This window comes from Coprococcus sp. AF21-14LB, assembly GCF_003458885.1.
In the GTDB taxonomy this organism is placed as follows: domain Bacteria; phylum Bacillota; class Clostridia; order Lachnospirales; family Lachnospiraceae; genus UBA9414.
On the sequence record NZ_QRVX01000002.1, the window covers coordinates 1 to 25,445 of the forward strand.

General features: G+C 43.1%; 22 protein-coding genes and 2 pseudogenes. 1 reads left to right on the forward strand and 23 read right to left on the reverse strand.

Annotation, left to right across the window (positions count from 1 at the left end; translation table 11 throughout):
• Positions 1–841 precede the first annotated feature (841 nt).
• Positions 842–1,939, forward strand: a complete 1,098-nt coding sequence (gene trpS, locus DWX73_RS00675) for a tryptophan--tRNA ligase (RefSeq protein ID WP_118346223.1) — start codon at positions 842–844, stop codon at positions 1,937–1,939.
• Between the two features lie 85 nt (positions 1,940–2,024).
• Here trpS and DWX73_RS00680 read toward each other — a convergent pair whose 3' ends face one another.
• The 23 genes and pseudogenes from DWX73_RS00680 to DWX73_RS00785 form a co-directional block, all read right to left on the reverse strand.
• Complete coding sequence (locus DWX73_RS00680) at positions 2,025–3,998, reverse strand: ABC transporter ATP-binding protein (protein WP_118346224.1); 1,974 nt, start codon at positions 3,996–3,998, stop codon at positions 2,025–2,027.
• Positions 3,995–5,749: an ABC transporter ATP-binding protein gene (locus DWX73_RS00685; protein WP_118346225.1), complete on the reverse strand. Its 1,755-nt coding sequence runs from the start codon at positions 5,747–5,749 to the stop codon at positions 3,995–3,997. Before DWX73_RS00685 ends, DWX73_RS00680 begins: the two co-directional genes overlap by 4 nt.
• A 209-nt stretch (positions 5,750–5,958) precedes the next feature.
• On the reverse strand, positions 5,959–6,759 hold the full coding sequence (locus DWX73_RS00690) for a C39 family peptidase (RefSeq protein ID WP_158556802.1): 801 nt from the start codon (positions 6,757–6,759) through the stop codon (positions 5,959–5,961).
• Positions 6,760–6,812: 53 nt separating this feature from the next.
• Entirely contained in the window at positions 6,813–7,586 is a 774-nt protein-coding gene (locus DWX73_RS00695; protein WP_118346227.1) for a hypothetical protein, read from the reverse strand.
• Positions 7,587–7,601: 15 nt separating this feature from the next.
• Positions 7,602–9,029, reverse strand: a complete 1,428-nt coding sequence (locus tag DWX73_RS00700; RefSeq protein WP_118346228.1) for a sensor histidine kinase — start codon at positions 9,027–9,029, stop codon at positions 7,602–7,604.
• Positions 9,026–9,685, reverse strand: a complete 660-nt coding sequence (locus tag DWX73_RS00705; protein WP_118346229.1) for a response regulator transcription factor — start codon at positions 9,683–9,685, stop codon at positions 9,026–9,028. The genes DWX73_RS00700 and DWX73_RS00705 overlap by 4 nt, the downstream gene beginning before the upstream one ends.
• 103 nt (positions 9,686–9,788) lie before the next feature.
• Positions 9,789–11,146: pseudogene (radA, locus tag DWX73_RS15360) on the reverse strand (DNA repair protein RadA).
• Between the two features lie 70 nt (positions 11,147–11,216).
• Positions 11,217–11,630: an endosialidase gene (locus DWX73_RS00715; RefSeq protein WP_118346230.1), complete on the reverse strand. Its 414-nt coding sequence runs from the start codon at positions 11,628–11,630 to the stop codon at positions 11,217–11,219.
• Between the two features lie 88 nt (positions 11,631–11,718).
• Entirely contained in the window at positions 11,719–14,154 is a 2,436-nt protein-coding gene (locus DWX73_RS00720) for an ATP-dependent Clp protease ATP-binding subunit (RefSeq protein WP_118346231.1), read from the reverse strand.
• Between the two features lie 15 nt (positions 14,155–14,169).
• Positions 14,170–14,538, reverse strand: coding sequence for a GntR family transcriptional regulator (locus tag DWX73_RS00725; RefSeq protein WP_118346232.1), 369 nt, complete (start codon positions 14,536–14,538; stop codon positions 14,170–14,172).
• Positions 14,539–14,705: 167 nt separating this feature from the next.
• Entirely contained in the window at positions 14,706–15,980 is a 1,275-nt protein-coding gene (gene purD, locus DWX73_RS00730) for a phosphoribosylamine--glycine ligase (protein WP_118346233.1), read from the reverse strand.
• A 72-nt stretch (positions 15,981–16,052) separates the two neighbouring features.
• Positions 16,053–16,675 (reverse strand): annotated as a pseudogene (gene purN / locus DWX73_RS15365) (phosphoribosylglycinamide formyltransferase).
• The gene (gene purM / locus DWX73_RS00740; protein WP_118346309.1) at positions 16,669–17,694 is read right to left on the reverse strand and encodes a phosphoribosylformylglycinamidine cyclo-ligase; all 1,026 of its coding nucleotides are present in this window, start codon (positions 17,692–17,694) and stop codon (positions 16,669–16,671) included. Before purM ends, purN begins: the two are co-directional and overlap by 7 nt.
• Before the next feature lie 19 nt (positions 17,695–17,713).
• On the reverse strand, positions 17,714–18,214 hold the full coding sequence (gene purE / locus DWX73_RS00745) for a 5-(carboxyamino)imidazole ribonucleotide mutase (RefSeq protein ID WP_118346234.1): 501 nt from the start codon (positions 18,212–18,214) through the stop codon (positions 17,714–17,716).
• Between the two features lie 176 nt (positions 18,215–18,390).
• The gene (locus DWX73_RS00750) at positions 18,391–20,478 is read right to left on the reverse strand and encodes an aminopeptidase (protein WP_118346235.1); all 2,088 of its coding nucleotides are present in this window, start codon (positions 20,476–20,478) and stop codon (positions 18,391–18,393) included.
• Positions 20,479–20,838, reverse strand: coding sequence for a hypothetical protein (locus tag DWX73_RS00755; RefSeq protein ID WP_118346236.1), 360 nt, complete (start codon positions 20,836–20,838; stop codon positions 20,479–20,481). It lies immediately after the preceding gene.
• Positions 20,813–21,298, reverse strand: a complete 486-nt coding sequence (locus DWX73_RS00760; RefSeq protein WP_118346237.1) for a VanZ family protein — start codon at positions 21,296–21,298, stop codon at positions 20,813–20,815. The genes DWX73_RS00755 and DWX73_RS00760 overlap by 26 nt, the downstream gene beginning before the upstream one ends.
• Positions 21,299–21,328: 30 nt before the next feature.
• On the reverse strand, positions 21,329–21,478 hold the full coding sequence (locus DWX73_RS13610) for a hypothetical protein (protein ID WP_199413519.1): 150 nt from the start codon (positions 21,476–21,478) through the stop codon (positions 21,329–21,331).
• Between the two features lie 14 nt (positions 21,479–21,492).
• Positions 21,493–22,173, reverse strand: a complete 681-nt coding sequence (gene pyrE, locus DWX73_RS00765; RefSeq protein ID WP_118346238.1) for an orotate phosphoribosyltransferase — start codon at positions 22,171–22,173, stop codon at positions 21,493–21,495.
• A gap of 155 nt (positions 22,174–22,328) precedes the next feature.
• The gene (locus DWX73_RS00770) at positions 22,329–22,958 is read right to left on the reverse strand and encodes a uridine kinase family protein (protein ID WP_118346239.1); all 630 of its coding nucleotides are present in this window, start codon (positions 22,956–22,958) and stop codon (positions 22,329–22,331) included.
• A gap of 33 nt (positions 22,959–22,991) precedes the next feature.
• Entirely contained in the window at positions 22,992–23,564 is a 573-nt protein-coding gene (locus DWX73_RS00775; RefSeq protein WP_118346240.1) for an ECF transporter S component, read from the reverse strand.
• 120 nt (positions 23,565–23,684) lie between these two features.
• Complete coding sequence (locus tag DWX73_RS00780; protein WP_118346241.1) at positions 23,685–24,587, reverse strand: dihydroorotate dehydrogenase; 903 nt, start codon at positions 24,585–24,587, stop codon at positions 23,685–23,687.
• The gene (locus DWX73_RS00785) at positions 24,587–25,369 is read right to left on the reverse strand and encodes a dihydroorotate dehydrogenase electron transfer subunit (protein WP_118346242.1); all 783 of its coding nucleotides are present in this window, start codon (positions 25,367–25,369) and stop codon (positions 24,587–24,589) included. The genes DWX73_RS00780 and DWX73_RS00785 overlap by 1 nt, the downstream gene beginning before the upstream one ends.
• Positions 25,370–25,445: the final 76 nt, after the last annotated feature.

A 25,445-nucleotide genomic window follows, 5' to 3' on the forward strand; every position in this document is an offset into this window, starting at 1 on the left:
TTTAGGTCGTTAGACTTTTGTGTCCAACTCGTTCTGAAATCTCTTTAAAGAAATTTTCAGGGTTGTTGTCTATTGTTTAGTTATCAAGGTTCTCTGTCGTTTGACAGCTCACCCAGTTTATCATAACCGATTTGCTTTGTCAAGAACTTTTTTTATTTTATTTTTTTAAGTTCTTGTTGTCTTTGCGACAGCTCATTTATAATATCACATTGCTGTTTTCATGTCAACATCTTTTTTAATATTTTTTCAATTCGCTATTTGAATTGAATATTTATAAACATTTGTCAGATTCTGTCATGTCTACAGTGATTCTATTCTAGCATGTTACCTTTGCCATGTCAATCTCATTTTTTTCAAATATTTTCCAAAGATTTTACATCATTTTTTTCTGAAACTCTGTCAAATGCACTGCGGAAATATTCCCTAAGCAAATCATAATTCTTGACACCATTCTCCCCCGGTGTTACAGTATAGAAAAATCAATAACCAAACCGTTGAAGCGGAGATAACGGCAATGATGCCTTTACAGAGAACCTGTGATGCTGAGATGCAGGTAAGAAACAAGTTGTCAAATGGACCGCTGAGGGTGCAGTCAAATGTGTTTTCTCACAGAGTATTCTGCAACGTGCTGGCATACGTTAGTTGCCGGGGATATGTTAGTATCCTGCTAAGCGTATGGGCATACCATAAATCAAGGTGGCACCGCGGATAAATTGTCTTATTCGTCCTTGACAGAATTATCGTTCTGTCCGGGGCGTTTTTTATTTTCTGTTTTATGATTTTTCATGATTGACTTCTCTTTGGCAGAACAAAACAGTTATTATGTGAAAGGAGCTTTCAAATGAACAAAATTATTTTAACAGGAGACAGACCAACCGGCAGACTGCATCTTGGACATTATGTCAGTACACTAAAACGACGGGTAACACTGCAAAATTCAGGTCAATATGATAAAGTCCTGATTATGATTGCAGATGCACAGGCACTCACAGACAATTTCGACAATCCGGAAAAGATCCGACAGAGCATCATCGAGGTAGCTCTTGATTATCTGTCAGTAGGACTTGATCCGTCCATTTCAACTCTGCTGATCCAGTCGCAGATTCCTGAACTTACAGAACTTACTTTCTATTATATGAATCTGGTGAATACAGCAAGACTCTACAGAAACCCCACCGTCAAAGCAGAGATGCAGCCAAAACACTTTGAAGCAAATCTTCCGGCAGGCTTTCTCTGTTATCCGATCAGCCAGGCTGCAGATATTACCGCATTTAAAGCAACAACAGTTCCTGTCGGCGAAGATCAGCTTCCGATGATTGAACAGACGCGGGAAATCGTCCGAAAATTCAATTCTATCTACAAAGATATTTTAGTGGAACCGGAAGCATTACTTCCGCAAAAGAAAGTCTGTCGGCGGCTGCCGGGGACAGATGGAACGGCAAAAATGAGTAAATCTCTCGGAAACTGTATTTATCTGGCGGATACGCCTGATGAAATTCGGAAAAAAGTTATGGGAATGTTTACCGATCCCCTTCATATCCAGGTTTCAGATCCGGGACATATCGAAGGAAATACTGTATTTACCTATCTTGACGCCTTTTGCGAAGACCGCCATTTCGCACAATATTTACCGGATTATGCCTGTCTGGGCGAATTAAAGGCACACTATCAGAGAGGTGGACTCGGAGATGTAAAATTTAAAAAATTTCTCAATGAGATTCTTCAGGAAGAACTGGAGCCTGTCCGCAAAAGACGGGCAATATACGAAAAGGACATTTCTGCCGTTTATGAAATACTAAAATCAGGAAGTGAGCAGGCGCGCGCCATTGCAGCAGAGACACTTGATGAAGTGAAAGATGCAATGAAAATCAATTATTTTGCCGATACAGCTCTGATTGAATCACACCGACACAAATACGAGGACGAAACTCCTGCATAAAAATCGACGGCAGGGATAACATAATCATATGCTTTCCCTGCCGCCTTATCTGCATTGGCACACTGTCCTTTATATACTTTTTATACTACACAATCTGAAGATCATACAGGTTTTTATACATACCGCCCTTTTTCAACAACTCCTGATGTGTTCCTGATTCCTGGATCTGTCCTTTATGCATAACAATAATCTGATCTGCGTGCTGTATCGTTGACAAACGATGTGCAACCATAATTGTTGTACGGCCATTCATCAGTCTGGAAAGTGCATCTGTAATCAAACTCTCTGTTTCCGTATCAATATTCGCTGTCGCTTCATCCAGTACAAGGATTTTCGGATCATAGGCAAGCGTTCTCGCAAAAGACAAAAGTTGCCGCTGTCCGGCTGAAAAGGTACTTCCCCGCTCCGTTACCGGTTCATCATAACCGCCCGGAAGTTTTTCGATAAAGGAATCGGCATTTACTGTTCTGGCTGCCGCTTTTACTTCTTCCAACGATATCTTGTCATTGTTCAGCGTAATATTTCCCTTAATATCTCCGGTAAAAATAAATACATCCTGCTGCACCTGTCCGATAGCTCCTCTCAGAACATCTGTGTCAATCTCCCGAATATCAACGCCGTCCAGAAGGATCTGTCCTTTCTGAATATCAAAATACCTTCCGATCAGATTAAGGATCGATGTCTTTCCGGCGCCTGTTGCCCCGACAAATGCCGTTTTTTGTCCAGGCTCGATCACGAAGCTTACATCTTTTAGGATATAATCATCCTTCTCATATGCAAACCACACATGACGAAACTCAATCTTTCCCTTGATATCGATTGGTTTTGGCTGTGGCGGATTCACAATCTCCGGCTTTTCATCGAGAATTGCAAAAATCTTCTCCGCAGAAGCAAGGGCAGACTGAAGCGTACCAAACTGCTCTGCCAGCTCCTGGATCGGTTCAAAGAAGGAACTGATATAGGTAATAAAAATAAATAATGTACCAAGTGACAGTGTTCCGTCAAGCACTGACCTGCTTCCGGTTCCAATCACGATTACCATTGCCGCGATTGATACAAGATAGATCGATGGCCGAAATACAGCAAATGTCATCGTCTCACGCCAGTTTGCCCGGTACAGCTCATACGATTTCTTTTCAAACTTCCGATAGCGTTCTTCTTCCCTCGCGAAAATCTGGATCAGCTTCATACCGGAAATATGCTCTGACAGAAATGTATTCAGTTCTGTTATTTTATTTCTTGTAATCTGGTATGCCTTTCTTGACAAAAATCGGAATACAAACGTAAGTACCGTAACAAGCGGTAAAAGCAGAAATGAGATTCCTGCCATCCGCACATCAATGGAAAGCATGACAATGGCATAGCCGATAATCTTCACAATATTTTTAAACAGCTTCACAAGGATCGTCGAAAACAGCTCGTTGATTGCTTCGGTATCGTTTGAAACACGCGTAACAAGTTTTCCGACCGGAGTTGTATTAAAGAAATTCAGCGACAAACTATGAATATGAGCGAATACTTCTTCTCTCATCTTGTAAATAATATTCTGTCCCATTTTCTGGAGCATCCATGTATCTACCGCATTTAACACAAACCCAAGCGCCAGCATCAGAAGATAAACGCCTACCGCAAGAAGAATCCCATGAAAATCACTTTGCCTAAGTTCTGTCAGCTCATCGCGCAAAAGGAGCGGTGCGCCTGCATCCACATATGTCTTTAGCACGCTATTTTCTCCTTCTTTTAACTCGCGGCACTCATCTGCATTGATTTCTTCTGCCATATAGTATTTGTCGTGATATAGAAAAATCTGATAATACTTCCCGGCACTTTTCGGTTTTCCATTATATCGTTCCAGATAGATACCGTGATAAGACACTGCATCTTCATCTGTCTTTTCTGTCTCTATATACGGATGATAATAACCGTTAATATAATCATCAATTGCATCGCCAATAATAATCGGACGGTACAATTCCACAACAATAATTCCAAGAACAAGGATTGTCGCGATCGTCATGACCCATTTATGCGGTTTCAGATAAGATAATAAACGTTTCATGAGATCTCACCTCCCTTTGCTGCCTCAAGCTGCTGCTTTTCAAACATATCATGATAAATCCCCTTCCGCGCCATCAGCTCATCATGGTTTCCGATTTCTTTCGCTTCTCCATCTTCCAGCACCATAATAATATCCGCGTTCTGGATTGTCGAAATGCGGTGTGCGATCAGAATGGTTGTCTTACCTGCACGGTTTTTTCTGAGATTTGTTAAAATATGTTCTTCTGTTTTCGTATCAACTGCCGACAGCGCGTCATCCAAAATTAAGATTGGTGCATCTTTCATAAGAGCACGCGCAATTGAGCTTCGCTGTTTTTGTCCGCCGGATAGTGTTACACCGCGCTCTCCGACAATCGTTTCATATCCATCTGGAAATGCAACAATATTTTCGTGAATGCAGGCAGATTCCGTTGCCCGCACGATTGCATCCATATCTTCCTCTTCTGCTCCAAATGCAATGTTGGATTTCAGCGTGTCTGAAAACAGAAAATTATCCTGAGGCACATACGCAATATTTTCCCGAAGCGTTTTTAAAGAAATAGCATTAATATCTTTCCCATCGATCAAAATCATACCCGGCTTCGTATTGTAGAGGTGCAGAAGCAGATTCACAAGTGTTGACTTTCCATTTCCTGTACGCCCGATGACCGCAAGCGTTGTTCCGGCAGGTACATCAAGAGAAATATGCCTGAGTGTCGGCTCGCTATGTCCGCGGTGGATGAATGTCAGATCACAAAATCTGATATCGCCTTTTATTTTCTCAATATCTTCCGCGTCCTCACGGTCAAAGATCTCCGGCTTTTCTTCCAGGACTTCCTGGATACGCTTAATGGACGCTGCTCCCTGTGAGAACATGTTAATTGCATCTCCGCAGGCAAGCATCGGCCAGACAAGCATATTAATATACTGGTTAAATGCAACAAAGCGCCCGAGCGTAATATCTCCGGCAAGCGCCAGATAACCACCGTATAAAAGTGCAGCCAGTGTTGACAGGCCAATGATAACATCAAGAAGCGGCATGATTACTGACTGAAGACGCACTACATCAAGATTGCGCTCCATTGTATTTTTATTTTCTTTTGCAAATGCGTACCGCTGTGCTTTCTCCTGCACGAACGCCTTGACAACTCTGACTCCGGAAAAGCTTTCCTGCACAAAATCCGTCAAATCCGACACTGCTTCCTGGCGCTTGCGAAAACGCCTGTGCATCACTTTTCCGTAATAGATTTCCCCGACACAGATAAGAAACATTGGAATGATTGCAATGAGTGTCAGCTTTACATCGACATAAAGCATCATCTGACAAATAACCATGATCGTCATTACAACTGCATCAAACACACAGATAACCGCCGGCCCGATGGACATACGCACCGCATTCAGATCACTTGTAAAACGTGTCATCAGATCTCCTGTTTTATGCTCGTTGTAATACTCTACGCTCATCTCTTCCAGATGCCGGAACATTTCATTTCGCAGCTCCCGTTCAATCGCTCTTGCTGATCCGAAGAGAAAATAGCGCCACAAAAATCTGCCGACTGCCAGTGTCAGTCCGAGCAAAAACAGCGTCAGCAAACATGACTTTACACCATCCCACCCCATTGTCCTTGCAGTCAGGCCGTCTGTGATCGTACCGGTCATTTTCGGAATGAACAGATTCGCAAAATCTACAACAAATAACGTAATAATTCCGACGATGTACTGAATGCGGAATTTCTTCACATACTGCATAATAAATTGAAACGAATTCATTTTCACCCTCCTCATTCTCTTTTGTTTTCACTATTTTAATTATATAATTTCCATCTTCAAATAGCAATTAGAACATCGTACAAATTGGAATCCGGTACAAAAAATATGTGTCCGGAAAAGTCTCCTGCGCATAGAAAAATTTCCGGAGATTTTTTCATCCCCGGAAATTTTTTACAACGGATATTCTTATGTTTTTCCTGCACAGCGATTTATTTTTCTTCCAGAATAAGCGCGTACTCCCCTACCTGCCTGTAATGCCGGAAGAACGATTCCCGCGGGTATCTGACAACACCCTCCTGCGGATCGCATACCGTCACTTCGTCTTCGTCATAATCGACAAGGACAAGCACATGTTCATTCGACGGCCACTCGAAATAATCCTCCGTATAGATACCGTCTCGAATAAGATACCAGCCTCTTCTGTGCTCAATTTCTAAGTTTTTGCTGGAAGACCAAATACAGACCGGAATGCCCGTATCTACAAGCTCCAGAAGCTCTTCTTCTGATTTGTGATAAAGCGGCACTGCGTTATGCCTTGCGCCTTCTCTGTCAATTACCTGCTGCATTGCTTCTGCCAACACATTCGGAAATGCTCCATAACTCGAAACCTCTTCCGGATCACCGACAAACACCTTATCCGGATGTCCACCATAGAGCCGCCCATCCCGCTCGGTAAGCGGCAGACATTTCATGGCTCCAGCCACATCCATCTTATCCGCCTCATACCCATATGCCTTAAGAAGCATTGTTCCCGCAGTTGCCTCACACCCTGTCGGGAGCTCCGGGTTCTGTAAGATACATGTCACTGCACGCTTCTTTTTCACTTTCATTTTCTCCCCTTCTGAAAGTGCATTAAACAAGATTTCTTCTTTGGAATCACCTTCCTGGTACCGCATATTGTCGTTTCGCATTGCAGCTCCTGCTATCAAAAAAAATACTCCCATGAAGGCACAGAAAACATTTCTTACTAGTTGTTTTCTGCGTTCCCGTTTTTCCTTCCGCCGTTTCATATCTATCACCTCTGTTTCTGATAGAATCATCATAGCGGAAGTCTGTTTCCAACTTACCTCATACTTGTATCATCTTTGCAAACTGTACTAATCTCGATCATTTTTTCTCCACGGTATAAATAATAAGATACTTGCATATCTTTTCCGTAATCACATACAATGCCCTTTCCATCCAGTTCTGTTTCCTCCACTGCACCCGAAAGATTTTTTCTCTCCTTCTCTGCTGGACTCATACCGATGTATTCTCCCCACGCATCCTTCATTTTTTCAAACGAGAGTTCCATACTGTTGTCTTGTATAATTTCTGCATACAATTCCATGATCTTCCCACTTTCTTTTTCGATACTGAGCGAGAGATATCCATAATCTGTTCCTGATACCGCAATCTGATATACAGTCACCCAGTTTGCCTGTTTATCAGTAAAGGTCTCGATCTCATACCATTTTTCTCCACGGTGAAGTTCTATTTGATATTCCTTTGGTAAAATCCCAAGCTCTGTCAATGTCTGAAGCTCCTGCTCTGCCGCAATACAGATTTCCTCGATTCCTTCCACAGAAATTCCGTCGTCTTCCTGCCAAATATCCGAATCTGAAATAACCGGGATACTATGCTTTTCATTCTGATAGGTAATCGTACTTCCTTTGGCGTACAACGCAATTTTCTCCGGAAAACTGAGCGTGTTTTCTTCTTCCTTCCTATCTTCTTTTATAACGATATTGTTCAGAATCCTCTCATTTTGGATTTTCGATGCAAGAAATGGTGAGAAAATGCATCCGGCAATGACAAGCATCGCTCCCCCTGCCGCTAATATATATTTTCCTTTCATCTTTTCCCACCTGCCTCATCGTACTTCCGGAAACTGTATTATAACTTTCGTTCCAATGCCTTCTTTGCTGCTGATTTTCATCTTCGCATGATGCAGCTCCACAATCCGCCTACTGATTGCAAGGCCAAGTCCCACGCTTCCGCTGCCATCATTCTTTCTCGACTTATCACCCATGTAAAAACTTTCTGTCACTCGCGGAAGATCCTCTTTCGCAATGCCCTTTCCATTATCTATGACAGCAATCTCAATAATATGCTCTTTTCCCTCTGCTGTTATCTGGATTTTTCCTTCCCTTTCAAGCGCTTTTATACTGTTATCAATCAGATTCAGAATCACAGATTTCAAAAGTTCCGGATCGGCACACAGCATAAGATCATCCTGCGCATTTACTGACAAACAGATATCATGCTTTTCACATACCGGCGCCATTTCACCTGCAATCTCTTCCAGAAATCCCGAAACCCATATATTTTTCTTCTGAATCTCTGCTTTTTCAAGCACAGTAATATCCATCATTTTCTTTGCTAGTGACTCAAGACGTTTCCCCTGCCGGAAAATGTAATCACCGTACTGCATCCTTGTCTCCTCCGGCATCTTTCTTGTCCGGAGCATTTCTGCATAGCCAATGATCGAAGTGAGCGGCGTCTTAAGTTCATGAGCGAAGCTCCCCGTAAACTGTTCCTGCCGTACGGCCGCCATCCTTAATTCTTCCATACTGCTGTTAATCCGTTCGCCCATCTTGTTAAACTGCTCTGCCAGATGTCCTAATTCATCCTGCCCTGTGACCTGGATCCGCTCTGCGAAATTTCCTCTCGCAAATTCATTACCCCCCGCAGTAAGCCGTTGGATTGGACGCACGATCCACGCTGTCAGAACTGCTGCTGCCAAAATCGTTACAGCAAAAAGGGCAAACATACAACGCATATAAATCTCATACATATCATCTTTCTGTTGGAAAATCCCTGTAATATCTCTGACAAGCTCAATCTGCACCCCGCGCTCTGCAATTTCCTGAAAACTCACAAAATGAAGCGCATAGCTTTCTCCGGCTCGAAGGATTATGTATCCCTCTCTCCCTTTATCAGTCTTCTCAATCAGTTCCCGGACTCCCCTGTCAGCGGAAGGCTCATCTTCTCCAGCCTCTTCCAGCAGTTCTCCGGCCTCGCTGTACAGATTCACCTGCACCGTTTTTTTATTATCCGCAAGGCGTACCGTTGAACTTCCTTCCAACAACTCTTCATCCGAGACAACACCATCTTTTTCAAGCATGAGCACAGAAACATTCAGTGATTTCCCGAATGCTTTGCTCTGCATATCAGCTTCCTCGATTTCCCGTGCAAGCTCCGACTTAAAAAAACTGTAGATTAAAATGTGACCGCTGACGCAAAAAACAACTGTCGTCACCGCCATCACGCTGAAAAATATTTTCCAGAACAGTTTCATTCCTTCTCCTCCAAACGGTATCCGATCTTATATACCGCAGTGATCTGCTCCTCCAACCCGAGTTTTTTGCGAATGCGCTGAACATGAAGATCAACTGTACGGCTATTTCCCGTATATTCTTCCTGCCAGACTTCTTCATAGATCCGGTCACGGTAAAGCGCAATATTCTTATTCCGCAAAAACAATACAAGCAGTTCATATTCTTTTGCCGTCAGGCTCACCGGTTCGCTGTTTCTCATCACCCGATGCGAGCGGAGATCCACTTTAACCGTCCCGCACGTCAGTATTTCTTCCGCCTTGTGATACCTGCGCAGCACCGTCTCCACCCTGGCAAGAAGCTCTGCCAGCTCAAACGGCTTTGTAATATAATCTTCCGCTCCCATGCGAAGCCCCTTTACTTTATCTGCCACTTCACCCTTTGCGGTTAGAAATATAACCGGAATCTCCATCGGTCTGACAAATTCCAGCAGCTCATATCCATTGGCACCCGGAAGCATAATATCGAGCAGTACAAGATCAAACCGCTTCCGGATCAGAATGTCTGCCGCTTCATCTCCGTCCGCAGCACAGGTACATTCATAACCGGCTTCTTTTAAACTGATCCGCAAAAGCTCACGGATTGGCGCTTCGTCTTCTACGATTAGTATTGATATCATCGTCTTTCTCCCTCATCCGTTTTCCATGAAATTATCTTTATGGCAAATGATTTTACATATAAATTCACTTTAGATTATAGAGCATTTTTGTATCTGATTTGCATCAAATGTACTGTACCGCCTCATTTATTGTCTTTACACCAATAATTTCAATTCCTTTTATTGATTGAACTGCTTTCAGTGACACTGCCGGCATAATACATCTTGTAAATCCAAGCTTCTTCGCTTCATTTACTCTTTGTTCCGGCATACTGACCGCACGCACTTCGCCGCTTAACCCTACTTCGCCAAATACAATTGTCTCATCACTGATCACACGATTGCGATAACTCGAGACAAGCGCAAGAACAATTCCCAGATCAATCGCCGGCTCTGTCATCTTAATTCCTCCTGCGATATTGACATAAGCATCATAATCTGCAAGCCCCATACCAAGACGCTTCTCAAGAACTGCCATCAGAAGATTTACCCGATTGTAATCCGTTCCCGCTGCTGTTCTCCGCGGCATTCCAAAACCACTGCGGCTCACAAGCGCCTGGATTTCAATAAGGATCGGCCTTGTTCCTTCCAACGAACATGCCACAACCGATCCGGAAGCATTTTCCGGCTTTCCATTTAACATAAATTCCGAAGGATTTGCCACCTCCACAAGTCCTGTCTGCTGCATCTCAAATACTCCGATTTCATTTGTAGATCCAAAACGATTCTTGACTCCTCGCAAGATCCGGTAAGATGCATGTCTGTCTCCTTCAAAGTAAAGCACCGTGTCAACCATATGCTCTAAAACACGCGGTCCCGCCACGGTTCCTTCTTTTGTCACATGCCCTACAATAAAGATAACAATACCAAGCCTTTCGCCAGCTGCATCAACACATTTGTCGATTCCCGCACTTGTGAAACACTTCCCGGAGCTGATCCAACTTCTTCATTGTACATCGTCTGTATGGAATCGATGACAACGATCTGCGGACGATTGGATTCAATCACACTCCGGATCGTGTCAAGATTTGTTTCGCAGAGAAGTGAGAGCGTCTCCGAAAATTCTCCGATCCTGTCAGCTCTCAGCTTAATCTGCCGAAGAGATTCTTCTCCTGAAATATAAAGAACACTGCGCTTTTGACCGGACAAATTCCTGCACACCTGCAATAGCAGTGTAGATTTTCCGATTCCCGGATCTCCTCCCACTAAAATCAATGACCCCGGCACGATTCCGCCTCCAAGTACCCGGTCTAATTCGTGAATATCTGTATGGATCCGGTCTTCTTTCTCCACCGAAACATCACGAAGCGTCACAATCTTTGCTGATTTTGCTGCCCGCACTGTGGAAACTGTTTTATTTCCTTCCATCGGTTCTTCTACAAACGTATTCCACTCTTTGCATGCCGGACACTGACCGGACCATTTTGCAGATTCATACCCACAGTTCTGACAGAAAAATACACTTTTCTTTCCTTTCGCCATATATTCCTCCAAATTCAAAATAAGGCTGCAGAAATCTGCAGCCTCTTTCTTACCCTGTTCCGTTCTTTCACTAATCTCTTACAATCTTTACACAAACCGCCTTTGTCTCAGACAATTCTGCACTGACACTCAGCTTTCCACTCAGGTTTGTTGTCATCTTACCGACATTCACATCGTCCATATATACTGTATATTCCTGTTCCGGTTCAAGTTCCAGTGTAAACTGTGCATCCTTCGGACCGGAAACCTGAAATACGATTGTGTTCTCTGTTACTTTCAGGTTCTCTACCGCTGTACCCGGAACGGATTCATATACAAACATACCGTTCTTTTCAAGCTTTGTAATTTCCTGAAATGTCTTGACTTTATATAAATCTCCCTGATATTCAAAACCATCCAGTTTTGTCTTGGAGTCTAATGTATAATCTCCAAAGCTAAGTCCTCCATCAGCTTCTACTCTTAATAGTTCTTTGACTGCAGCCATTTTACTTCCTCCTATTGTACGTTAGCGCTTTTGCGCCTGTCATACTGCTTTTTTATATCGTTATTATATAATAAAACATTCTGTTTTGCTAGTTTTTTATGTTCTTTGGAATAAATTTTATCTCGCCTTTTGTAACTGTCACATCCACATCCATTCCGGATTGAATATGCTGATCAAGAATTTCCTCCGCCATCTTATCTTCCAGATACGTCTGTACTGCGCGGCGAAGTGGTCTTGCGCCAAACTTCCGGTCAGTTCCTTTCTCAACAATATACTGTTTCACACTATCGCGAATGTGAAGCTCAATCTGAAGATATTCTTTTGCACGCTTCGCAAATTCACGGCACATCAGACCGGTAATCTTCTTCATATGCTCTTTATTCAATGCATGGAATACAATAATCTCATCAATCCTGTTCAAAAATTCCGGGCGAAATAGCTGTTTTACTTCTTCCATGACATTGGATTTCATTTTCTTATAGTCAGCCGCCTCATCTTCATTTACAATAAAACCAAGTTTTTTCGGTTCAATGATAGACTTTGCTCCTGCGTTCGATGTCATAATAATGACTGTATTCCTAAAATCTACCTTTCTTCCCTGTGAATCCGTAATATGTCCGTCATCCAATACCTGAAGCAGAATGTTAAATACATCCGGATGTGCTTTTTCAATCTCATCAAACAAGATTACCGAATATGGATTGCGCCGCACTTTCTCGCTCAGCTGACCGCCGTCTTCATGTCCGACATACCCCGGCGGAGATCCAATCATCTTAGATACACTGTGTTTCTCCATATACTCAGACATATCAATTCGGATCATTGCTTCTTCATCGCCAAACAGCGCTTCTGCCAATGCCTTTGAAAGTTCTGTTTTGCCGACACCCGTCGGTCCGAGAAACAGGAACGAACCAATCGGTCTTTTTGGATCTTTCAACCCAACCCGGCCTCTTCTTACCGCCTTTGCCACAGCCGTTACTGCTTCTTCCTGCCCCACAACACGCTTATGGAGTGTCTGCTCTAATTTTCTTAACTTTGTACTCTCGGATTCTTTTAATTTTGACAGCGGAATTTTCGTCCATGCGGATACAACCGAAGCAATGTCATTCTCTGTAACACTCAACTGCTTTCTTCTATTCCCCTGACCGGCACGCTTTTTCATCTGTTCCAGTTTTTTTAGCATCTCTTCCTGCTCATGGTGAATAGACGATGCCCGCTCAAGATCTCCATTTTTAATACAGCTTTCTTTTTCCGCTGCAAGGATCTGAAGCGCTTCTTCCATCTTTCCGATATTTTCCGGAACTTTGAAGCCTCCCAAACTCACTTTAGAGCAGGCCTCATCAATAATATCAATTGCTTTATCCGGAAGATTCCGGTCATTGATATAACGTGCAGAAAGCTGTACTGCCGCCTGAAGTGCTTCTTCTGTAACACTGACATGATGATGCATTTCATACTTGGATACAATCCCTTTCAGAATCTTCATACATTCTTCCTGAGACGGTTCTTCCACCATTACCGGCTGAAAACGCCGTTCCAAAGCCGCATCTTTCTCAATATATTTTCGATACTCCGCAATCGTTGTCGCTCCGATCAACTGCAGATCGCCGCGGGCCAGAGACGGCTTCAGAATATTTGACGCATCCATAGCGCCTTCGGCACCGCCCGCTCCGATGATTGTGTGTACTTCATCCAAAAACAGGATAACATTTCCCGCATATTTTACTTCTCTGAGCAGACACTTCATCCGTTCTTCAAATTCCCCACGGTATTTCGAACCGGCAATCAATGCGGACAGATCCAACGTCATGATTCGCTTCTGCTTCATTCCATCCGGGACAAGTCCCTCCGCGATCCGCTGAGCCAGACCTTCGATCACTGCTGTTTTCCCAACACCCGGCTCTCCGATCAGACATGGATTATTCTTTGTTCTCCGACTCAGAATCTGCATCAGACGTTCAATCTCTTCCTCCCGTCCAATGACCGGATCTAACTTCCCGTCTGCTGCCTCCGCCGTCAAATCTGTACTATACTGTGTAAGAACACCATCTGCCCCCGGATCATTCTTCTCTTCCAGATAGGTTCTCGGATCTTCTCCAATTGCCGTCAATACATCTTGAAGCACTTTCTTCAGACTGATCCCAAGCGTAGTCAGAATTCTGGATGCCACACAATCCACATCCAGAACAAGCGCAAGAAGCATATGCTCTGTTCCTGCTTTCTCAGACTGAAGTTTCTGTGCTTCCATCTTACTTTCTTCCAAAATACATTCTAACCGCGGACTGATCCCCGGTTTATTTGTCTCATCTTTATAATCTCCCACAGTTGTTACAAGCTGATCGATTATCTTATGGATATCTTCTTCCTTAACCTTATTTGCTGCAAGCACCTGTCCCGCCACACCTGTGATCACATGGCTTAATCCCAACAGCAAATGTTCCGTTCCTATATATGGATGGCCTGACTGTCTGGCCTGTTTTCTGGCCTCTTTCAACACCTCTTCTGCCTGTCTTGTAAACTCCATCGATTCCCTCCTGCTCTACTTATATTCGTCAAATATCTCATCTACCAGCTCATGTACTTCTTCTCTGCTGATATTTTTACATCTTGCTTTTGCAAGAATTACTTTTAGTTTTCCCCTCATATCTTCAATCGCTTCCAGCTTATCGACATCTACCGCGATCACAGCTCCCCGTCTCCGGTCAAGCTGAATGAATCCTTCCTGCTTTAATACCGTATATGCTTTATTTACGGTATGCATATTAATGCCGATATGATCCGCCAACTGACGGACGGACGGAAGCGCTTCTCCCTCCTGTAATGCGGATGTTGCGATCCCCATAATGATCTGATTGCGAAGCTGAATATAAATCGCCTCATCACTGTTAAAATCAATCTCGATGAACATTTGTTTCACCCCTTCTTTTGTATACGGAAACCTTACCGGGATCTTCCCTTTTTCATGTGTGACATCGAAAAATGTTTCTCACAAAACACAACGCACAGTGTTATATTTATATTATAACACTGTGCGCTTATTTACAAGGATTAAATTTTCTTTTCCTTTACAGAACATTATGCCTCATCAATGGCTTTGCCGATATCATGACGCATATATTTATTTGCAAAATTTACCCATTCTGTTGCCCGGTACGCATTTGCACGCGCTTCCTTCAGATCTGCACCTTTCGCAGTCACTCCAAGCACACGTCCGCCATTGGTAACCAGCTCACCCTTTTCATTAAATTTTGTTCCGGCATGGAAACAATAATATCCTTCGTGCTTTTTAAATTCATCCAGACCTGTAATCGGCAGTCCCTTCTCATAGGCAAGAGGATATCCGTCAGAAGCAAGTACAACACAGACTGCTGCATTTTCTTCAAATTCCAGCTGAATCTGATCCAATGTTCCATCTACACAGGCTTCCATCACTTCAATAATGTCTGTCTTCATACGCGGAAGCACAACCTGAGTCTCCGGATCTCCAAAACGTGCATTATATTCCAGTACCTTTGGCCCCTCTTCTGTAAGCATCAGTCCAAAGAAGATAATTCCCTTGAATTCACGTCCTTCTTCACGCATTGCATCTACCGTTGCCTGGAAAATGTGTGCCTGACAGAACGCTTCCACTTCTTTTGTATAGAACGGACTCGGTGAAAATGTTCCCATACCGCCGGTATTTAATCCGGTATCTCCGTCTCCTGCACGTTTATGATCCTGCGCGCTTGCCATCGTACGGATTGTTTTTCCATCTACAAACGAAAGTACGGAGACTTCTCTTCCTGTCATAAACTCTTCCACAACCATCGTATTTCCGGCAGTACCGAATTTCTTATCCTGCATGATTTCTTTCACGCCTTCTTTTGCCTCTTCCAGAGTCTGGCAGATCAGAACCCCTTTTCCAAGCGCAAGACCATCTGCTTTCAGAACAATCGGCATTTTTGCTGTTTCCAGATATGCAAGCGCTGCATCTGCATCTGTAAACGTCTCATAATCTGCCGTCGGAATATGGTACTTCTTCATCAAATCTTTTGAAAATCCCTTTGAACCTTCTAAAATCGCAGCATTTTTGCGCGGTCCGAATACCCGCAGCCCTTCTGCTTCAAATACATCAACAATTCCGCCTACAAGTGGATCGTCCATTCCTACAATTGTAAAATCTACCTCATGCTCTTTCGCAAATGCAGCCAGTTTTTCAAATTCCATTGCGCCAATATTTACACATTCTGCAAACTCTGCAATGCCTGCATTTCCCGGTGCGCAATAAATCTTCTCTACTTTCGGACTTTTGGCAACACTCCATGCAATCGCATGTTCTCTTCCGCCGCTTCCTACAATTAATACTTTCATGTTTATTTCCTCCTTATAAGCACAACAGGGAAGACTCACGTCCCCTCATCGGCGTGCGCCTCCCCGCTTTATTTATGAAATCTTTACTTTATGATCTTCAATCGTGATTCTCCCATTGGCAATCAGGTTAATCGCTTCCGGAAGGATCTTCCATTCTGCTTCTTCCATCACTCGTCTCTGCAATGTCTCCGGCGTATCATCTTCTGCCACCATAACCGGCTTCTGAAGAATGATCGGACCCGTATCTGTTCCTTCATCTACAAAGTGAACGGTAGCTCCCGTCACTTTCACGCCACGCGCCAATGCGCCTTCATGTACTTTCAATCCGTAAAAACCGGTTCCACAAAATGACGGAATCAATGATGGATGAATATTGATAATACGGTTTCTGTATTTTTGGATCATCGCTCCGGGATTACAACAAGAAAGCCTGCCAGCACGATCAGATCCGGATGAAGTTCATCTATTTTCTGAAGAAATGCTTCGTTAAAGGCATCTCTTGTCTCATAACTTTTCGGAGAGATACATTCATTGTAAATCCCCTTTTGTTCTGCGCGTGTCAAGGCATATGCATTTTTATTATTGCTGATTACACCCACGATTTCTGTATTCGTAATCACCTGCTGATCTACCGCATCCAGAATTGCCTGAAGATTCGTTCCGCCTCCTGATACAAGCACAAGTGTTCTTAACATAAAGTAACTCCTTTTTCTCCTGCTTCAATACGTCCTACCACATATGGAGCGTCTCCGGCTGCCTTAATTGCTTCCATTGTCTTGTCCACATCGGCAGCATCTACAGCAAGTACCATTCCAAGTCCCATGTTAAATGTATTGTACATCATCTGTTCTGCAATCTCGCCTTTCTCAGCAAGAAGTCCAAAGATTGGCGGTACCGGATAGCTGTTCTTCTCAATGACTGCATGTGTTCCCTCAATCAACATTCTCGGAATATTTTCATAGAAACCGCCCCCTGTAATATGGCTGCAGGCCTTCACTGTCACACCGGCTTCTTTAATGCTCTTTAATGCTTTTACATAAATTCTCGTCGGAGCAAGAAGCGCCTCTCCAAGTGTACATCCAAGACAATCATATGGTGTATCAAGAGATTCTTTTGTCATCTCAAATACTTTTCTTACAAGAGAAAATCCGTTGCTATGTACGCCGGAAGATGCCATACCGATCAGAACATCTCCTGCTTTCAGATGCTCGCCTGTGATCATATCTTTTTTATCACACACGCCAACTGCAAAACCGGCAAGGTCATAATCGTCTTCCGGCATCAGTCCCGGGTGTTCTGCTGTCTCACCGCCGATCAGCGCTGCTTCTGACTGAAGACATCCTTCTGCCACACCGCTTACGATTGCTGCGATCTTTTCCGGATAGTTCTTTCCACATGCAATATAATCAAGGAAGAATAACGGCTCTCCTCCTGCACATGCGATATCATTAACGCACATTGCAACTGCATCGATTCCAATTGTATCGTGCTTATCCATAATCATAGCAAGTTTTACTTTTGTACCACATCCGTCTGTTCCGGAAAGAAGTACAGGCTCTTCCATTTCTTTAATCTTTGCCAGAGAAAATGCACCGGAAAATCCTCCCAGTCCACCAAGTACCTCCGGACGCATTGTTTTCTTTACATGCTCCTTCATCAGTTCAACAGATTTATATCCTGCTTCAATATCTACGCCTGACTGTTTATAATCCATACCCATGCCTTTTCTCCTCCTAATAAGCCTCGTAACCTACTTCATCAAGACGTGCGGCTTTTGCCTGCACTGTTTCTTTCATTTCTACCGTATATGCTTTCAGCTTCTCTAACAGTTCTGCATCAGATACTGCAAGAATCTTTGCTGCAATAAGTGCTGCATTCATTCCGCCGTCAATTGCAACTGTCGCAACCGGTACTCCAGGCGGCATCTGCATAATAGAGAACACCGCATCCATACCGTCTAATTTGCTTCCAGAAAGAGGTACTCCGACAACCGGCATCGGGAAAAGCGCTGCACACATTCCCGGAAGATGCGCTGCCATTCCGGCTCCTGCAATGATTACTTTGATTCCTCTGTCCTCTGCTCCCTTTGCCCACTCAAAAAACACATCCGGCTCACGGTGTGCAGAAATGATTGTCATCTCATAATCAATTCCGAATTTTTCCAGCATCTTTGCTGCCTTGCTCATTACTTTCAGGTCAGAATCACTGCCCATCACAATTCCTACTTTTGCCATCTTGTCCATCCTTTCTCTCACTGAATCTCGTATTTGAATTTCGTGTTTGAATCTAATGCTATTGTACTAAATGCGTCAATTGCCTGTCAATCCTCCCGAAGCTTTGCACCTATGGCTTTTTCTAATAATCATATATAATATATGCTTATAAATATTTTTATTTTATTTTGTTTTACTTATAAATATAATTCTTCCAGTTCTTTCAGCGGTTCATTCAATTCTTCTGTGCCAGGGAGAACAAAGCGCCCGTCCTGAATAATCATAATCTTCTCTCCATTTGCCTTTACTGCACTGATTTCCGCCAATTCCTTATATGGAATCGTAATATCTGTATGGCACTGGAAATATGCTTTTGACACATCTTCTCTTCGCTGGATTGAAATAGAATTATCCTTCGCAATAATTTCTTTTCCGTCTGGATTATATACTTTTAAGTCCTCACTCCAGGAATAACATGTATCGCCTACTGCAAAATGCGGACCTGTTTTCTCTGCAATGAGAATTGTATATTTATCGGCAATACCGTATTTTTCTGCTGCTGCATAGGCTGTCGTATTCGTTCCGATAGCAAATTCACCAATTGGAAGCGTCTCATGGCGATAAAGAATATTTTCAAATATGTACTGCTTATTATCTTCTTCTGTATCAAAATTACTGCATGTATAGTCTGTAATACAGCCATCTTGGAACTGAATTTCCAGATTGCGGTATGCCATCTGATGAAGATATACTTCACTGACAAAAAGCGTCCCTTCTGTTCCTTCCAATACCGGAGATGTAAACACCTCTCCTGCCGGAATATTTACATCTGCTGAGCAGTTTTCAAACTTCGTCTCTTTCTGCGGATCCTGAAGCGGATGCAGCTTTACTCTTAGATTCGTCTTATTGTTTCCTTTTCCACAGATTTGTACATACTCTCCCTGATCAAGGGCATCAATAATATGCTGCTGGATTCTCTCATATACTTCCGGATCAAGCGTATTAATCTTTACAACTTCATCAAAAATTTCAGGGAATTTTTCTCCGATTTCCGGGCATGGATAAGAAATGATCGTAAAACATCTCTCATCGCCTTTTGTATACTGCTGGAACATCTGGCTGCGTTTCCCTGCGAACAGATTTACAAGTTCTTCCTGCTTCTTTGTCAGATTAACTGCCGCATCATTTTTCTCCGGAGAAAATCCTTCCTGACCAAACAGTTCAATCAATGCCGGACCTGCAAACTGCCCTGCAGTCTCACGGATCTTCTCAAAAGCATTTTTTTCTACATCAAGTTTTCTCTCAGCAAACTTCTTATCAAATATCAGTCCGATATCATTTCTGTGATCGAATTCATACTGTGGATTCGGCACAGCTCCGTAAAAACCGCTCCGCATTGCAGATCTTCCTGCCAAAATGCTTACACCGGAACGAAAAACTGATACCTCAATATCCATCTTTCTAAAATTCTCAATGATTTTGCGAGCTGCCCGCTCAAACCCTACCCGGAATTCTAAATCTACCACATGTTTTTTGGAAATATCCTTTCCTCCAACCCGGAATCCTCTTGCCAGTCCATTTGTACAGTTATCTGCAATTTTAACAATCGTTTCTTCCGGAAGACGATTCATAAATTCCGCCATCTGCAGTTCCGTATCTGTAATATATTCTCCATACTGATATAAATAACGAAGATCTGTCAGATCACTGTCTGTTACCACATCTCTCAGACAGCCATACTCCGGTACAAACCGACTTGTAATCGCATCTGCTGAAAACACATCGCAATAATCACTTGCAAACCAGTAAAAGATCTCTCTGATCTGTTCATACTCCGGTTCTTCTGTTTCCTCGAAACAATTATAAATTTCCACAAACAGTTCATTTAATACGGTAAGATACAGCAGGCGATCTTCAAATACATACGCAATTTCCGCCCGCAGCTCTGTGTACACTGCACTTAATAACTGACCAAATGTATCTCCGAGCATCTCCACAGCATATGCCGGATTCGCATAACTGCTATTATACTGTTCCGGCAGGATATCTTCATACAATCTTTGGTTTTCTCTTTGAAGTTCCTCCAATGTCAGTTGTTCTCCATTTGACAGACGATTTCTTACCTCCTCGATCATGAGAAGAAATGCAGCCGTTTTTTGAAAATACGTTCGATACGGCTCTTTCGTTGTCTCTTCCTTCCCAATCTGCCTTAACCGCTCGATCGAGAGTTCATAGCGCTCTTTTGCTTCCAGATTTTCTTCTATTTTCCATTCTTTTTCACGCATTTATAATAACCCCCTGAAAAATATTCCGGTCAGCCCTGCAATAAATATTATATGGCAGACAACTCCGATTCTGCATGTTACATGATTTCTGTCCGGCTCTTTAAACCCTCTTAAAGCCATAAAAAATCCAATCCATGAAAAGATCATAGCGCTCATTCCAAGCCCGCCAATATAGGCAGCCGTCTTTCCCCGACTCAAATATGCCAATAACAACATTCCTGCAATCACAAGAAAAATTACAACCGCCAAGCCGCAGGACCAGACTCCTTTTCGCGCCTCTTTTAATTTAGATTGTCCGTATTTGCGGGCTCCCTTCTTTCTCCGCTCTTTGATTCTATCTTTTTCTCTTTCTGTTTTCATTCGCAATCCATCGTCTCCTTACTCCATTACAGATTAGAAAGAGGAGGTATCCTACGATACCTCCGATTGTATTCAGCAGCATGTCATCTACATCCAGACTGCCAACTTTCGTAATCAACTGAAAAATCTCTACTCCAAAGCTTAGTCCAAAACTGTAAAACAGTGTTCCCAGCAGACTTCGATAACGGCTTGCCATCGGAAGAAAAAATCCAAATGGAACAAAAATCAGCACATTACCAAACAGATTTGTCATAAACGCAAACATTCCAAGCTGTTCCCGATAGTTCCAGAACCTTCTAATCTCTCTAAACAATTCCAGATTACATCTGTACTCCTGTGTTCCGCTGACATCACGTCCATACCAGTCTGAAAACAGAAGAAAATAGATCAAAAAGATAATATAACAAATAAATAATACTTTTCCCATCACACGCAGGAGTTTCTTATTTCTACTATTCAATCTTCATAACCCCTATTTATAATCCCTGTTTTAAAATGTCAGTTCTGATTTTCTTCTTAACAGATTCGCTCCGCTTACAATGGAAATAATTCCTGCCGTGATTCCTGTCACAATCATGATAATTCCAATCACAATATTACCGGCTCCTGCACGACTCATTGTCTTATATGCTCTTTCCACTTGCATCTCCTCCATTATTTTGCTCCATACTGTTCATAGTATGCGTCAATCGCTGCCTTTAATGTATCATCAATAAGAACTTTTCCATTTACTTCCTGATTATAAAGACACTCTGTTACTTCTGCCATATCCACAATTGCCGCTGTCGGGAAACCATATAAGTCTTTGATCTCATCTAAAGCGCACTTCTCGCCGCCTTTTCCAACTTCCATACGGTTCAGAGATACCATAAGTCCAACAATCTCAACGTCTGCTGCTCCTTTTACTTTCGGAACAGTCTCTTCCATTGATTTTCCGGAAGTCGTTACATCCTCGATCATAATGACGCGATCTCCGTCTTTTAATTTGCTTCCCAGGAAACTTCCTTTGTCTGCGCCGTGATCTTTCTCTTCTTTACGGTCAGAACAGTAGCGCACTTCTTTTCCGTACAGCTCGCTGTAAGCAATTGCTGTCACAACTGCCAGTGGAATCCCTTTGTATGCAGGTCCGAATAATACGTCAAAATCATCTCCATATGTATTATGGATTGCCTTCGCATAGTATTCTCCCAATCTCTTAAGCTGAGAACCTGTCACATAACCTCCTGCATTCATAAAGAATGGTGATTTTCTTCCGCTCTTTAATGTAAACTCTCCAAATTTTAAAACTTCACTTTCCACCATAAAGTCGATAAATTCTTTCTTGTATGCTTCCATTTCTATAACCTCCATGTTAATAGGCGTTTTTACCCTTAATATTTTCTAAGTCCTTTTAATTTTACCACACCAAACTTTGTTTTTCAAACAGTCTTATGCAGAAATTATTTTAACAAGAAATGACGCAGATAATGTTTCCACTACCTACGCCATTTCTAAATCTGCTCCGCTTCTCCACAAATATCGCACGCTTCCCGCACATGGAGTTCTGTAAAATATCTCTCCTCCAGAGGAATCCATCTTGTCCGAAAGTGTTCTGCCCCTTCTTCGCCATTTCGAATACGTATTCTCCGCATTTGCTCCTCCGGTCCAACATCCATAAAGATCTTCAGATCATAGAACGCTCTCAATAACGGATGACAGGAATAGGCACCCTCTACAATGGTAATTCTTCCGGGTTCTATAAGTATCGGGGCTTTCAATCCTTGAATCCGACAGTCAAATGGGCGAAACGTACACGCTCTTCCCTCTGCAATTGGAAGAAGCACTTCTTCCAACATCCTTTCCCGATCCACATTGCCGCCCGGCTCCGAAAGTCGCTCCCGTGTACGCTGTTCAGGGCGAAGAAAGAAATCATCCATATGTATCACATTAACATGATCTACGTTCAGAGCAGACACGCATTTTTCTGCCAGTTTTCCTGCCAAAGTTGTCTTTCCTGACGCACACCGGCCGTCAATGGCAACAAGAATCTTATCCCTCCCCGACTCCTTCATAACTTTTTCAATTTCATCCAGAAGCATTTCTTCCACTATCATACTTCTTCCTACTCTTTCCAGACTCATACACGTTTCCTTCATCTCGTATCTTTCGTTGTCCTATCTCGCCGCTTTTGCCGTCTCTTTTTCCTTATGTGTACTTCCGAAACGGACAAGCCCTGTTCTGTTCAATGCAATCATCACTGCCGGAATAATCAATAACTGTGCAATGATTCCGGGAACTGCATTGATAAATGCACCTGCCATGAACATCTGCCATGTAAATCCTGCTCCTGTTACACCGAGAAGCACTATTTGCACAACTCCCCAGACAACTCTTCCTGCCAGCATTGCAGCAATGAGCGAACGGTAAAGCGCGACAATACATTTCCATTTAGAATGTTCATACAGCCATCCGGACACAAATCCATATGTCATTAATTCAAATGCCATTGCTGTCGCTGTCGGAAACAACGGCGGCATTCCAAGTGTCATGGAACGCAAAATCGGAAGAACAAGTCCAACTGCCGCACCATACTGCCATCCGCAGATTAAGCCACAGAGCAGTACCGGAATGTGCATTGGAAGCAGCATATTGCCAATTCTCGGAATCTGTCCCGTAAAAAATGGCAAAATCATTCCAATGGCAAGAAACATTGCAGATAATGTGAGTTTCTTTATTTTGTCGTTCATTTTATTTTATCCTCCTCATTCTCATCAAGCTAAACAAAACATAGCATCCCATCGTTTATTTGTCAAATAAAAAATGCGCTCAGTTTACCCAAGCGCATCTTTCATTTTCAATTCTGATTTTTATCCAACAATTCCTACCATATCTTTTACATGCTCAAAACCATTTTTCTTCATGTATGCCTCAATTCCATCAACAACTTCCATCGTCACTGCCGGATTATGGAAATTCGCTGTTCCGACAGACACTGCGCTTGCCCCTGCCAGCAAGAATTCAATTGCATCCTCAGCACACGCAATACCGCCCATGCCGATGATCGGAATATTAACCGCCTTCGCTGTCTGGTACACCATCCGCACAGCAATCGGTTTGACTGCCGGACCTGACACTCCGCCTGTTTTATTTGCCAGAGCAAATGTTTTGCGGTTGATATCAATCTTCATACCGGTCAATGTATTAATGAGTGAAAGAGCATCTGCGCCTCCTGCTTCTGCCGCCTTCGCAATCTCTGTAATATCCGTTACATTTGGTGTCAGCTTCATGATGACCGGCTGCTTTGCCAGCTTTTTGATCTCTCTCGTCAGCTGTTCCACATGTTTTGCATCCTGACCAAATGCAAGAAAACCGGCATTCACGTTCGGGCAGGAAATGTTAATTTCCATCATATCGATTGGTTCGTCTGCAAGGCGCTCTACCACCGCCAGATATTCTTCCGGCGCATGCCCGCATACATTCACAATGATTTTTGTATCATACTGTTTCAAAAACGGTATGTCTCTTTCACAAAATACATCGATTCCAGGATTCTGAAGTCCGATGGCATTCATCATTCCGCCATACACCTCAGCTACCCGCGGCGTCGGATTGCCCGGCCACGGAACATTTGCCACACCTTTTGTTGTTACTGCACCAAGACGGTTTAAGTCTACGAAATCACAGAATTCCGCTCCGGAACCAAAGGTTCCTGATGCAACGGTTACCGGATTCTTCCACTCCACGCCGGCAATATTTACTCTCATATCCATTATAATTCCACCTCCGTAGACAGAAATACCGGACCATCCTTACAAATACGCTTATTATGTACATTGCTGTGGTGATCCTTTTCTTTTGACTTGCAAACACAGCCAAGACATGCGCCGATTCCGCATGCCATACGTTCTTCCAGTGAGATATAGCACTCGATATCATTTTCCTCTGCATATGCCTTTAACGCCTTTAACATCGGTGTCGGCCCACATGCATAAATAATATCCGCAGTAAGCGCCTGCTCACGAATGGCATCCATAACATTTCCCTTTGTACCGACACTGCCGTCTTCTGTAGAAATGTACACACTTCCGTTCTGCTCAAATTCTTCCCGAAGGAATGTCTGAGCATCGCGATATCCAACAATGATCTGTTTCTCACAATTTAACTCTTTCGCAAGCTCCAGAATTGGGGGAACACCGATTCCACCGCCGATCAAAAACGCTTTCTTTCCTTCCGCTGCTTCCAACGGAAAGCCATTTCCCAAAGGTCCGATAACCGGAAGCGTGTCTCCTGCTTTCATCTTGGAAAACTGCTCTGTTCCTGTATTCTCTCCTGTCACACGATATACAACCCGAAGCATCTCCTGCTCTTTATCAATCTCACAGATGCTGATCGGACGAGGGAGCAGCTTGCTTCCATCATTTGTATACATAGAAATAAACTGTCCCGCCTTTGCTGTACGGGCTGCCTTTGTCTTCAGCCACATGCTGAAAATCCCCTCTGCAAGCTGCTCCTGAGCCACAACCTGCACTTGCTCTCTTTCTCTTTCTGCCATATTTCTCTTCTCCTGTCGTCTTTCTTCTGATTCTCGATAAGCCGCCGTACTTCCCCCGGTGGCTCATCTAAGCTTT

Excerpts from the sequence above, each read along its gene's own strand:
- trpS (WP_118346223.1), top strand. The coding sequence starts at position 842 with ATGAACAAAATTATTTTAACAGGAGACAGACCAACCGGCAGACTGCAT.
- DWX73_RS00680 (WP_118346224.1), bottom strand. The coding sequence starts at position 3,998 with ATGAAACGTTTATTATCTTATCTGAAACCGCATAAATGGGTCATGACG.
- DWX73_RS00685 (WP_118346225.1), bottom strand. The coding sequence starts at position 5,749 with ATGAATTCGTTTCAATTTATTATGCAGTATGTGAAGAAATTCCGCATT.
- DWX73_RS00690 (WP_158556802.1), bottom strand. The coding sequence starts at position 6,759 with ATGAAACGGCGGAAGGAAAAACGGGAACGCAGAAAACAACTAGTAAGA.
- DWX73_RS00695 (WP_118346227.1), bottom strand. The coding sequence starts at position 7,586 with ATGAAAGGAAAATATATATTAGCGGCAGGGGGAGCGATGCTTGTCATT.
- DWX73_RS00700 (WP_118346228.1), bottom strand. The coding sequence starts at position 9,029 with ATGAAACTGTTCTGGAAAATATTTTTCAGCGTGATGGCGGTGACGACA.
- DWX73_RS00705 (WP_118346229.1), bottom strand. The coding sequence starts at position 9,685 with ATGATATCAATACTAATCGTAGAAGACGAAGCGCCAATCCGTGAGCTT.
- DWX73_RS00715 (WP_118346230.1), bottom strand. The coding sequence starts at position 11,630 with ATGGCTGCAGTCAAAGAACTATTAAGAGTAGAAGCTGATGGAGGACTT.
- DWX73_RS00720 (WP_118346231.1), bottom strand. The coding sequence starts at position 14,154 with ATGGAGTTTACAAGACAGGCAGAAGAGGTGTTGAAAGAGGCCAGAAAA.
- DWX73_RS00725 (WP_118346232.1), bottom strand. The coding sequence starts at position 14,538 with ATGTTCATCGAGATTGATTTTAACAGTGATGAGGCGATTTATATTCAG.
- purD (WP_118346233.1), bottom strand. The coding sequence starts at position 15,980 with ATGAAAGTATTAATTGTAGGAAGCGGCGGAAGAGAACATGCGATTGCA.
- purM (WP_118346309.1), bottom strand. The coding sequence starts at position 17,694 with ATGGATTATAAACAGTCAGGCGTAGATATTGAAGCAGGATATAAATCT.
- purE (WP_118346234.1), bottom strand. The coding sequence starts at position 18,214 with ATGGCAAAAGTAGGAATTGTGATGGGCAGTGATTCTGACCTGAAAGTA.
- DWX73_RS00750 (WP_118346235.1), bottom strand. The coding sequence starts at position 20,478 with ATGCGTGAAAAAGAATGGAAAATAGAAGAAAATCTGGAAGCAAAAGAG.
- DWX73_RS00755 (WP_118346236.1), bottom strand. The coding sequence starts at position 20,838 with ATGAAAACAGAAAGAGAAAAAGATAGAATCAAAGAGCGGAGAAAGAAG.
- pyrE (WP_118346238.1), bottom strand. The coding sequence starts at position 22,173 with ATGGAAGCATACAAGAAAGAATTTATCGACTTTATGGTGGAAAGTGAA.
- DWX73_RS00770 (WP_118346239.1), bottom strand. The coding sequence starts at position 22,958 with ATGAGTCTGGAAAGAGTAGGAAGAAGTATGATAGTGGAAGAAATGCTT.
- DWX73_RS00775 (WP_118346240.1), bottom strand. The coding sequence starts at position 23,564 with ATGAACGACAAAATAAAGAAACTCACATTATCTGCAATGTTTCTTGCC.
- DWX73_RS00780 (WP_118346241.1), bottom strand. The coding sequence starts at position 24,587 with ATGGATATGAGAGTAAATATTGCCGGCGTGGAGTGGAAGAATCCGGTA.
- DWX73_RS00785 (WP_118346242.1), bottom strand. The coding sequence starts at position 25,369 with ATGGCAGAAAGAGAAAGAGAGCAAGTGCAGGTTGTGGCTCAGGAGCAG.